Annotated in this window: 12 protein-coding genes; all 12 read left to right on the top strand. The window is 60.7% G+C overall.

Annotated elements, in window-relative coordinates; translation table 11 throughout:
* Nucleotides 1-336 (top strand): winged helix-turn-helix domain-containing protein (locus VL202_RS11955; RefSeq protein WP_325464340.1); only part of this gene is annotated, 336 nt, incomplete at its 5' end.
* A complete protein-coding gene (locus VL202_RS11950) occupies nucleotides 333-1,652 on the top strand; it encodes an ATP-binding protein (RefSeq protein WP_325464339.1) in 1,320 nt (439 codons plus the stop codon). The genes VL202_RS11955 and VL202_RS11950, both read left to right, overlap by 4 nt.
* A 163-nt stretch (nucleotides 1,653-1,815) precedes the next feature.
* On the top strand, nucleotides 1,816-2,232 hold the full coding sequence (locus VL202_RS11945) for an organic hydroperoxide resistance protein (protein WP_325464338.1): 417 nt from the start codon (nucleotides 1,816-1,818) through the stop codon (nucleotides 2,230-2,232).
* A gap of 438 nt (nucleotides 2,233-2,670) precedes the next feature.
* Complete coding sequence (locus VL202_RS11940) at nucleotides 2,671-3,699, top strand: LacI family DNA-binding transcriptional regulator (protein WP_325464341.1); 1,029 nt, start codon at nucleotides 2,671-2,673, stop codon at nucleotides 3,697-3,699.
* Between the two features lie 97 nt (nucleotides 3,700-3,796).
* Nucleotides 3,797-4,465: an amino acid ABC transporter permease gene (locus VL202_RS11935; protein WP_325464337.1), complete on the top strand. Its 669-nt coding sequence runs from the start codon at nucleotides 3,797-3,799 to the stop codon at nucleotides 4,463-4,465.
* 9 nt (nucleotides 4,466-4,474) lie between these two features.
* Nucleotides 4,475-5,131 (top strand): amino acid ABC transporter permease, encoded by a 657-nt coding sequence (locus VL202_RS11930; RefSeq protein WP_325464336.1) that lies wholly within the window; start codon nucleotides 4,475-4,477, stop codon nucleotides 5,129-5,131.
* 50 nt (nucleotides 5,132-5,181) lie between these two features.
* Nucleotides 5,182-5,982, top strand: coding sequence for a transporter substrate-binding domain-containing protein (locus VL202_RS11925; RefSeq protein WP_325464335.1), 801 nt, complete (start codon nucleotides 5,182-5,184; stop codon nucleotides 5,980-5,982).
* 49 nt (nucleotides 5,983-6,031) lie between these two features.
* Nucleotides 6,032-6,784, top strand: a complete 753-nt coding sequence (locus VL202_RS11920; protein ID WP_200952212.1) for an amino acid ABC transporter ATP-binding protein — start codon at nucleotides 6,032-6,034, stop codon at nucleotides 6,782-6,784.
* A 33-nt stretch (nucleotides 6,785-6,817) separates the two neighbouring features.
* Nucleotides 6,818-7,756: a 2-hydroxyacid dehydrogenase gene (locus VL202_RS11915; protein ID WP_325464334.1), complete on the top strand. Its 939-nt coding sequence runs from the start codon at nucleotides 6,818-6,820 to the stop codon at nucleotides 7,754-7,756.
* A 12-nt stretch (nucleotides 7,757-7,768) separates the two neighbouring features.
* Nucleotides 7,769-8,089: a hypothetical protein gene (locus VL202_RS11910; RefSeq protein ID WP_056336866.1), complete on the top strand. Its 321-nt coding sequence runs from the start codon at nucleotides 7,769-7,771 to the stop codon at nucleotides 8,087-8,089.
* Nucleotides 8,090-8,284: 195 nt separating this feature from the next.
* Complete coding sequence (locus VL202_RS11905) at nucleotides 8,285-8,950, top strand: TetR/AcrR family transcriptional regulator (protein ID WP_325464333.1); 666 nt, start codon at nucleotides 8,285-8,287, stop codon at nucleotides 8,948-8,950.
* Between the two features lie 240 nt (nucleotides 8,951-9,190).
* The gene (locus VL202_RS11900; protein WP_325464332.1) at nucleotides 9,191-10,444 is read left to right on the top strand and encodes a sarcosine oxidase subunit beta family protein; all 1,254 of its coding nucleotides are present in this window, start codon (nucleotides 9,191-9,193) and stop codon (nucleotides 10,442-10,444) included.
* Nucleotides 10,445-10,482: the final 38 nt, after the last annotated feature.

The following is a 10,482-nucleotide window of genomic DNA, read 5'->3' as shown; positions in this document are numbered from 1 at the left end:
GCCGGACAATTGCTGACCTTCGGCGACTGGCGACTTGATACCGTTGGCCGCCATCTTCTTGACAGCGACGGGACGGAAATCGCGCTGAGCGGTGCGGAATATCGTCTGTTGCGGGTTTTCATCGATCATCCGCAGCGGGTGCTCAACCGAGATCAGATCCTGAACCTGACGCAGGGCCGCGACGCCGAACTGTTCGACCGCTCGATCGACCTTCTGGTCAGCCGTCTGCGCCAGCGGCTCGGCGACGACGCACGCGAGCCGACCTACATCAAGACGGTGCGGGCCGAAGGCTATGTGTTCTCCGTACCGGTCGAGATTTCGGTGCCCAGGACATGAGCGAGGGCAGCAAGGTCCGCTTCGGCTGGTGGCCGAGCACGCTGCGCTCACGTCTCTTTTTGATCCTGTTTGCCGGATTGGCGGTTGCCTACGGCCTGTCCTTCAGCATTCTTTTTGCCGAGCGCTACATGTCGGCCAAAGCCGTCATGCTGGGTACGCTGGAAAGCGACCTGGCAACCTCGATCGCCGTTCTCGATCGACTGCCGGCCAACGAGCGGGCCGAATGGCTGGACCGCCTGAGCCGCGGCAGCTATCGGCTCGTTCTTGGTCCAGGGCTGCCCGGTGTTCCGGATTTGTCGGGCCGCGGTGCCGAGATTGCAGATCGGATCAGCCAGGCCGCCGGCAACAGGTTTTCGATTCGCGTCGAAGCCGTCTCCGGTAACGACATGCGGCTGCAGGGGCATTTGACGCTTTCGGACGGCTCGCCGCTCACGATCGACGTCACTCCGCGTGGAGTGATGCCCCTGGCCGAATGGCTGCCTTATGTCTTTGCCGCACAGATGGTGCTGCTCATCCTGTGCACCTGGTTTGCCGTGCGCCAGGCCGTTCGTCCACTTGACGGCCTGGCCGCCGCCGCTGACGCGCTTGATCCCGGCAGAAAAGTGTCTCCATTGAGCGAGAGCGGACCGAGCGAAGTCGCCAATGCGGCGCGCGCATTCAACGCCATGCGTGACCGGATCGCGCATTATCTTGAAGAACGCGTGCAGATTCTCGCAGCGATCTCGCATGACCTGCAGACGCCCATCACGCGCATGCGGCTGCGCGCCGACATGACGGAAGATACTCCCGAAAAAGACAAGCTGGTCAGCGACTTGCGGGAGATCGAGCGGCTCGTGCAGGACGGCATCGCCTATGCGCGCAGCTCTCACGGAAATGGGGAGAAGACCTCGCGTATCGATCTCGCATCCTTCATCGACAGTATTGCCTATGATTACCAGGACACCGGAAAAGCGGTTACGGTGCAGGGCATCGTTCAGGGTACCGCCGTGACGAAACCGCACGCATTGCGGCGCATCCTGACCAACTTCATCGACAATGCCCTCAAGTTCGCGGGTGCTGCCGAGATCAGCGTCGAACGGACAGACGAAGGTGTCGTCGTAATTACGGTCCTGGATCGCGGACCAGGAATTCCGGATGACAAGCTCGAAGCGGCGATGCAGCCGTTCTTCCGTCTCGAGACGTCCCGCAATCGCGATACCGGGGGCACGGGCCTCGGATTGGCCATCGCCCAGCAGCTTGCCGCCTCGCTCGATGGCGCAGTGCGGATCTACAATCGCGTCGGCGGCGGGCTCGCGGCAGAGATATCGCTGCTCTGAATAATGCTCGGTTTTGTCGGCTATTGTATAGAAAGGTAGCCCGCCAGCCGTCGCTACGGTGTGACACAAGTCCGGCCTTTTCGAACACATGTCCGATACGTCGATGCGGCAAAACACTCCCGTCAACAAGGTCGCCTCGGGCGACAGAACGAAGGAGTGTTTCATGACGACGATCGACAAGGTTCTCTACACCGGCAAGACCCATACGACCGGCGGACGCGAAGGCGCGGCGCGCAGTGACGATGCCCAGCTTGACGTCAAGCTTTCGCCTCCGGGCAGCGGCAAGCCCGGGACAAATCCCGAGCAACTCTTTGCTGCCGGCTGGTCCGCCTGCTTCATCGGCGCCCTGGGCATTGCTGCCGGCAAGCGCAAACTGTCGCTGCCAGTGGATACGGCAGTCGATGCCGAGGTCGATCTTGGCGTAACGAATGGCGCCTATCTGCTGCAAGCTCGGCTGAATGTCAGCCTTCCGGGACTTGATCCTGACCTGGCGAGCGCGCTGATCGATGAAGCCCATCAGACCTGCCCCTATTCGAAGGCCACCCGTGGCAATATCGCTGTCGAACTGGCGCTTGCCTGAACTGTCCCGCCATCTCACGGAGTGTCCGATGAAACGCATAATCATTGGCATGCTGGCGCTTGCCGTCTTTGCGGCGCCTTGCGTCTATGACGTATTTTCGCCGGAACCATCACCTTTGGCCGCTGTCGCCAGAGCCGTTGGTCTCCAAGGATAAACAACCGGAATCACAGGGGGAGCGTCTCCGCAGGGGCGCTCCTTTCGATCAGGATTTGCCAGCTTCTATTTCAGGCTTGGATCGCAAAGCATTGTTGATCGACGACGCGATTTTTTTATCTCCGGTTTGTAGCTTTGGAGCTCCGTCACCGCAGTGCCACGCGGTAATCATTTCCCTTTCCGCCTCGTCGGCGCATGCCTGATGGCCGCCGCATGCTGTTGTGGCTCTTGCTGAATGGTGCGGCGACCCTTAACGATGGCGACGCATTTGGGGAATGCAATTCGATGCCTATGCAAGATCGCAAGCGAAACAAGATAACACTGCTGGATGTCGCGAAACATGCTGATGTTTCACGCGCGACAGCATCTCTCGTGGTGCGCAAAAGCCCTCTGGTTGGCGCTGAAACCCGCCTGCGCGTCGAGGCAGCGATGCGTGAGCTCGGCTATGTCTACAATATGGGTGCTGCCCGCTTGCGTGCCGAGCGAAGCCATACAGTCGGCGTCGTCGTGCCCAACCTTACCAACCCGTTTTTTGCCGAGTTGTTGGGAGGGATGGAAGCATCGATCGATGCGGCCGGGTTGGTGATGATCATTGCCAACAGTGGAGACGGGCCGTCACGGCAAGCCGCCGTCTTGCAGCGCATGCGGGAGCATGGCGTCGACGGGATCATTCTTTGTCCGGCGGCGGATACGCCTGACGATCTCGCAAGGCAGGTCGCCGACTGGAAACTGCCGATGGTGCAGGCCCTGCGGCATGTGACAGACGAACTTGACTACGCCGGGGCAAATTATGCCGTGGGCATGGAGGAGGCTGTCGAATATCTTGTCTCGCTTGGACATCAGACCATTTGCTTTGCGATCCATGGGCCGGTTCATTCGGCGTATCAGGAGCGCATCCAGGGCTTTCGTGAGGCCATGACAAGATCCGGGCTGCGGCCTGATCTTGTGATTGCTGTTCCCGACCGGGTCGACCACGTCGCTCAAGACGCCCATATGCTCTTCGAGCAGGGCCGGGCACCCACCGCCGTGATCTGCTTCAACGATCTAGTGGCCCATGGATTGGCAGCGGGCTTTTATGACCGCGGCCTGAAAATAGGCCATGATATCTCCCTTATCGGCTTCGACGATGTCACCGATGCCGAAGCAATGCGACCGCGTCTCACCTCGGTATCGACCGCACCCAGCGGCATCGGTCAAAATGCTGCGGCCTTGCTGCTGGATCGCATTGCGCAGCCTACGCTGCCGCCGCGTCGATGCGTCAGTCCGGCCCGGCTTCACATCCGCGAATCCTGCGGTCCTCTCCGCGTTTCGTGAAACAGGATGCCCATTTGGCGGTTGACTTGTCGAACATGGAAATTTAGATCGATCTAACGGGCGCGGGAGGGAGTGCGCCGACCTTGGGAGGCCCCACGTGTACGAGTTCAACTTTGCGCCGGTATTTGCTTCGTTCGACCAGTTGCTCCTGGGCGCCTGGCTGACTATCCGCCTTTCGTGCGCGGCAATGATGCTTGGCTTGATCGTGTCGGTGGTCTGTGCATGGGGCAAGACGTCCGGTCCGGCATTGATACGGTTCGTCATCAACGCCTATATCGAAATTATCCGCAACACGCCGTTTCTGGTGCAGATATTCTTCATCTTCTTCGGTCTACCGTCCCTCGGTTTGCGTCTTTCGCCGAACAGTGCCGCCCTCCTGGCGCTCGTCGTCAATTTCGGGGCCTATGGCACGGAGATCATTCGTGCCGGCATCGAATCCATCCAGAAGGGGCAGCTGGAAGCGGGGACCGCTCTTGGCCTGTCGAAGCTGCAGATCTTCCGCTACATCATCATGAAGCCGGCGCTGCGTACCGTCTATCCGTCTCTGACAAGCCAGTTCATCTACCTGATGCTGACGTCGAGCGTAGTTTCGGTGATCTCGGCAGACGATCTCGCCGCCGCAGGGAATGACCTTCAGTCGGCCACGTTCGCGAGTTTCGAAGTTTATATCGTCATCACCCTGATGTACCTCGTTCTCTCGATCGGCTTCTCCGCAATTTTCTCCGCGATCGAGCGAACGGCATTCAAGTACCCGCTGAGCCGATAGGAGGCCTCGATGATCAGACCCTTCGGCTGGAACGAGTTTCTCATCATCGTCATGGCGGCGCAGTGGACGATCGCGCTGTCTGCGATCGCTTTCGCCGGCGGAGGCATCGGCGGGCTGCTGATCGCTCTCGCCCGCGTCTCCGACATACGATCACTGCGGCTTGCCGCTCTCGGCTTCATCCGGGTCTTCCAGGGCACGCCACTCTTGATGCAGCTCTTCCTGGTTTTCTTCGGCATGAATATCTTTGGGCTGGCCATCAACCCCTGGATTGCAGCGGCGATCGCACTTACCCTGCATGCCAGCGCCTTCCTGGGGGAAATCTGGCGCGGCTGCATCGAGGCCGTGCCGCCGGGGCAGCGGGAGGCTGCGACGGCGCTCGGCCTGCGCTACTATAACCGGATGCGCTACATCGTCCTGCCGCAGGCCGCACGCATCGCCGTGGCACCGACCGTCGGTTTTCTCGTTCAGCTCATCAAGGGTACGTCTCTCGCGGCGATCATCGGCTTTACCGAACTGACCCGCCAGGGACAGATCATCAACAATGCGACGTTCAGTCCGTTCATGGTCTTCGGTACGGTGGCCGCAGTTTATTTCATCCTGTGCTGGCCGCTCTCCGTGCTGGCACGGCGGATGGAAGTCAGGTTTTCCCGGGCAACACAACGTTGACGGGACCCCAGTCGGCGGGAGGGCCGGCAGTGACGAAAGGGTAGGAAGCAATGAACATTTCAAGACGCGCGGCAATGGCCGTGATTGGCGCAGGCTTGATGGCCGCCGTGGCCTCTTTTCCCGCGACGGCGCAAACCGTCGAAGAGATCAAGTCCGCCGGGACCGTGAAAATCGGCATGCTGGTGGACTTCCCGCCGTTCGGCATCATGAATGAGAGCAACCAACCGGACGGCTACGACGCCGACGTCGCAAAGTTGCTTGCCAAGGAATGGGGCGTCGAGGCCCAGATCGTACCGGTGACCGGGCCGAACAGAATTCCCTATCTCCAGAGCAACCAGGTCGACCTGCTCGTCGCGTCGCTGGGCATTACCGAAGAACGCGCCAAGAGCGTCGATTTCTCCGCACCCTATGCCGGTATCTCCATCGGCGTCTTCGGCGCCGAGGATGTGGCGGTTGCCAAGCCGGAAGATCTTTCCGGCAAGACCATCGGTGTTGCCCGCGCCAGCACGCAGGATACGGCAGTCACGAAGGTCGCTCCGCAGGACGCCACCATTCAGCGTTTCGATGATGATGCAAGTGCCGTCCAGGCGCTGCTGTCAGGCCAGGTCGAACTGATCGGCGTGTCGAACGTCGTTGCCGCCCAGATCGAACAGGCAGCGCCAGGCCGCTTCAACCAGAAACTCGAACTGAGCCAGCAGGTACAGGGTATCGCAGTCCGCAAGGGTTCGACCGAGCTTCTGGAGGCCGTGAACGCTTTCCTTGAGAAGGTAAAGGCTGACGGCCAGCTCAGCGCCATCCATGAAAAATGGCTCGGCGCGCCCCTGCCGAACTTCGTCGCCGAAGGCAAGTAACCAAGAGACAGGAGTTCCTCGCATGGCTGAAATTCATGCAAACACATCGATGGCAGACGTGCGGGGAGCTTCCGGTCCGGCGGTAACAATGGACGGCGTCAACAAATGGTACGCCGAATTCCACGCGCTGAAGGATATCAACCTCGCCGTCAACCGTGGAGAGCGCATCGTTATCTGCGGGCCATCCGGTTCCGGCAAGTCCACCCTTATCCGCTGCATCAACCAGTTGGAGATGATACAGAAGGGCCGGATCGTCGTTGACGGGCACGACCTCACCGCAGGCGGCAAGAATGTCGACATCGTGAGGCAGGAAACCGGCATGGTGTTCCAAAGCTTCAACCTTTTCCCGCACATGACCGTCATACAGAACTGCACCCTTGCCCCCATGAAGGTGCGAGGCGTCTCCAAGGCCGAAGCTGAAGCGACGGCCATGAAACTCCTTGAGCGGGTGCGCATCCCGGAGCAGGCGGCCAAATATCCTGCCCAGCTTTCCGGTGGGCAGCAGCAGCGCGTTGCCATTGCCCGCGCGCTCTGCATGAACCCCAAGATCATGCTTTTCGACGAGCCCACTTCGGCTCTCGATCCGGAAATGGTGAAGGAGGTTCTCGACACGATGATCGACCTTGCCAATGAAGGGATGACCATGCTGTGCGTGACCCATGAGATGGGCTTTGCGCGCCAGGTTGCCGACCGGGTGATCTTCATGGATCGCGGCGAGATCGTGGAATCCGCGCCCCCGGAAGAGTTTTTCAGCAATCCGAAGCACGAGCGGACACGCAACTTCCTAGGTCAGATTTCCTGAGCGATCGGAGCTCGGTGAAGGAGTATTCAAAGAATGAAACCGGAAATCCTGCTGGTCGAGCCGATGCTCGACGAGATCGAGGCTCGGCTCGATGACGCCTATGTCGTCCGTCGCCTCTATGACCCCGCACAGAAAGCCGCCATGGGGCCGGCCCTGCCGGGCATCCGCGCGGTGGTAACGGGCGGCGGCACCGGGCTCTCGAACGACTATATCGACAGTCTGCCGGCGCTGGGCATCATTGCCATCAATGGCGTAGGAACCGACAAGGTCGACCTCGTGAAGGCCCGCGGCCGCAACATCGATGTCACTACGACGCCTGGGGTGCTCACCGACGACGTAGCCGATACCGGCATTGCGCTCATGCTCGCTGTTTTTCGTCACCTCGTAAAAGGCGACAATTTCGTCCGGGAAGGGCGTTGGGCGAAGGGCGAAGCTTTCCCGCTTGGCACCAGCCCGAAGGGCAAGCGTCTCGGCATCCTGGGGCTCGGCCAGATCGGGCGCGCCATGGGCCGCCGCGCGGAAGCCTTCGGCATCTCCGTCGGATATTGGAACCGTTCTCCGCAGACCGATACCGGCTGGACCTCCTATTCCACGCCCACGGAACTTGCCGCCTCCAGTGATATCCTGGCCATTTGCGTTGCAGCCAATGCGGCTACCCAGGGCATCGTCAATGCAGAGGTTCTGGAGGCTCTTGGGCCGAAAGGCATCGTCATCAACGTGGCACGCGGCAGCGTCGTCGATGAGGACGCACTGCTACAGGCGCTACGGGATGGCACCATCGCCGGCGCGGGTCTCGACGTCTTCGTCGGCGAGCCGCGCATCCGAGAAGAATTCTTTACGGCACCCAATACCGTCCTGATGCCGCATCAGGGGAGCGCGACGCGCGAAACGCGGATTGCGATGGGGGAGATCGTCCTTGCCAATCTCCAGGCCTTCTCTAATGGCGAAAATCCGCCGAACAGCGTCAACTGAATCGGACATATCATGATCATTCGTCAGGCGCTCTTCGAAGGCCGCATTCACGAGGGCAAGGACGCTGCGTTCAAGGAATATGTGGCGGACAAGCTGATGCCGATGTGGCTGGACTTCCCGGGTGTTCGCGAGGTCCGCGTACTCTATGCTGTCGAGCGCGACGAGGGCGCTCCGGCCTTTCCCATGGTGCTGTCGACCATGTACGAGAGCCGCGAAGCCTTGGCCGCGGCACTGGAATCGCCCGTCCGCTATGCAAGCAGGGACATGACCAAGGGCCTGCTGGCGATGTTCGACGGCGCTATTCATCATCATGTGTTCGAGCTGAAATCCTAGAATGGACTCTTGGGGTTCCCAAGGTGAGAAAATCGGATTCAAGTCAGTTTCGCAGGCTCGCCACACGCTTCGTAAAAGGCGGCGAGGGCCGTGTCGCGCGCCGCTGCCGCTAAGTGATACGCGCGCTTGATATTCCAAATTCTTTCAGCAACATGATTCTTGAGACGAATTCGGGCTTATGTGACCAGAGGGCAAATGGCAGGTGCAGCGACGCCTTCGGGCAGAGGGAAGCGCGCCACCGGGCAGGCGGCGGGCCGCATGACGCGGGACGCCTGGATCGAGGCCGGCATCGCCGCGCTCATCGACGAGGGTATTGCCAATGTGAAGATCCAGGTCATGGCAAAGAGGCTCGGGGTGTCGCGTTCGAGCTTCTATTGGTTCTTCCCCGACCTTCAGGACCTGCACAAGGAACTCCTTGAACACTGGCTTCGCCGGAACACCGGCCCGATCATCGAGCGTGCGCTGCGCCCGGCACCGACGGTGACGAAGGCGGTGTGCCATATCTTCGAATGCTGGGTGGACCCGAGCCTCTTTGACCCGCGCCTCGATGCGGCAGTGCGGTCCTGGGGGCAGGTGGACACGAGCATCCGAAGCATCGTCGATCAGGCCGACGACCAGCGTGTCGATGCTGTCACGCGCATGTTCCTGCGCTATGACTATCCGGAGGAGGAGGCTTTCGTGCGGGCGCGCGTTCTCTATTTCACGCAGATCGGTCACTTCACGCTCGGCATGCGCGACGACCGGGATACCCGGCTTCGTCTCTTGCGTCCCTATCTCCTTGGCTTTACCGGGCGCCAGGCATCCGATGATGAGGCCGCCGCTTTCGAAACATTGATGCGGCGTATCCAGCCGGATGCCTGAAATGGACATCACTGTACGCGAGCAACCAACCAGAAATCAGGCATCAGGCGGCAAGCATGACGGTCCCCGGCCTTACCGCTCTAATATTCTGGACATTTGTGTCCAGTTAAAATACGCATAATCACTGATCAGGCGACAAGACCTTGATCGGATGGTTCCTTCATTCCTGGGGCAACGCATGAGACCGCACTTCGCCTTGTCACGTCATCACTGCGCCAAAGTGCGTGCGGGAGTTTCTCGATGACACGGCATTACTCCGCTCTCTCGCTTTTCAAGGAAGGCCTGCGGGGTCAGAAGGGATGGCAGAAGGCCTGGCGCTCGCCGGCGCCGAAGCCACGCTACGACATCCTCATCATCGGCGGTGGCGGGCACGGACTGGCGACGGCCTACTATCTCGCAAAGGTCCACAATATCCGCAATATCGCCGTCATCGAGAAGGGGTGGCTCGGCGGCGGCAATACCGGACGCAACACCACCGTTGTCCGTTCCAACTATTTCTTCCCCGAGAGCACCGAGCTCTACGATCTGGCGCTTCGCCTCTACGAGACGCTCGGCCGGGACATCAACTACAATATCATGCTCTCCCAGCGCGGCATCATGACGCTTGCCCACTCCGAGGCCGATATGGAAATGGCGGCGCGCACCGTCAACGCCATGCAGATCAACGGCACGGATGCGGAACTCTTCGGCATCGAGGACGTGCGCCGCGTCCTGCCCTTGCTCAACGTTTCACCGCAGGCACGCTATCCGGTATTCGGGGGCGTCTGGCAGGGCAGGGCAGGCACGGCGCGACACGATGCGGTCGCCTGGGGCTATGCGCGCGCAGCCGACAGGCTCGGCGTCGATATCATCCAGACCTGCGAGGTTGAGGAGTTCCTGATCGAGGGCGGGCGGTGTCGTGGCGTAAAGACCAGCCTTGGCGAGATTCGCGCGGAGCGGACGGGCATGGTTGTCGCCGGCCATTCCTCGCATCTTGCGGCCAAGGCGGGCTTCCGCCTGCCAATCACCTCCTATGCTCTGCAAGCCTGCGTTTCCGAGCCGATCAAGCCGGTGCTCGATACTGTCGTTCTTTCTCCCGGGACAGGCGTCTATGCCAGCCAGTCGGACAAGGGGGAGCTCGTCGTCGGCGGCGCACTCGACCGGGTTCCCTCCTATGGCCAGCGCGGCAACCTGCCTGTTCTGGAGGAAGTCGTCACGGGCCTTCTCGAAATGTTTCCATCGTTCCGCCAGCTTCGATTGATGCGGCAATGGGCCGGCATCGTGGACGTGACGCCCGATTCCTCGCCGATCCTTGGCGAAAGCCCGTTGCCGGGCCTCTTCCTAAATTGCGGCTGGGGAACAGGCGGGTTCAAGGCCATTCCCGCCGGCGGCACGCTGCTTGCCCATCTGCTGGCAACCGGCAAGCACCACGATGTCAGCCGTCCCTTCGATCTCGACCGATTTTCACGCGGGCGATTGATCGATGAAGCCGCCGGTTCCGGCATCGCGCACTAGGAGGTTCGATTGCAGCTTTTCCCATGCCCCTTCTGCGG

The organism is Pararhizobium sp., assembly GCF_035497515.1.
Taxonomy (GTDB): domain Bacteria; phylum Pseudomonadota; class Alphaproteobacteria; order Rhizobiales; family Rhizobiaceae; genus Pararhizobium.
This window is presented reverse-complemented; position numbering and strand designations above follow the sequence as displayed.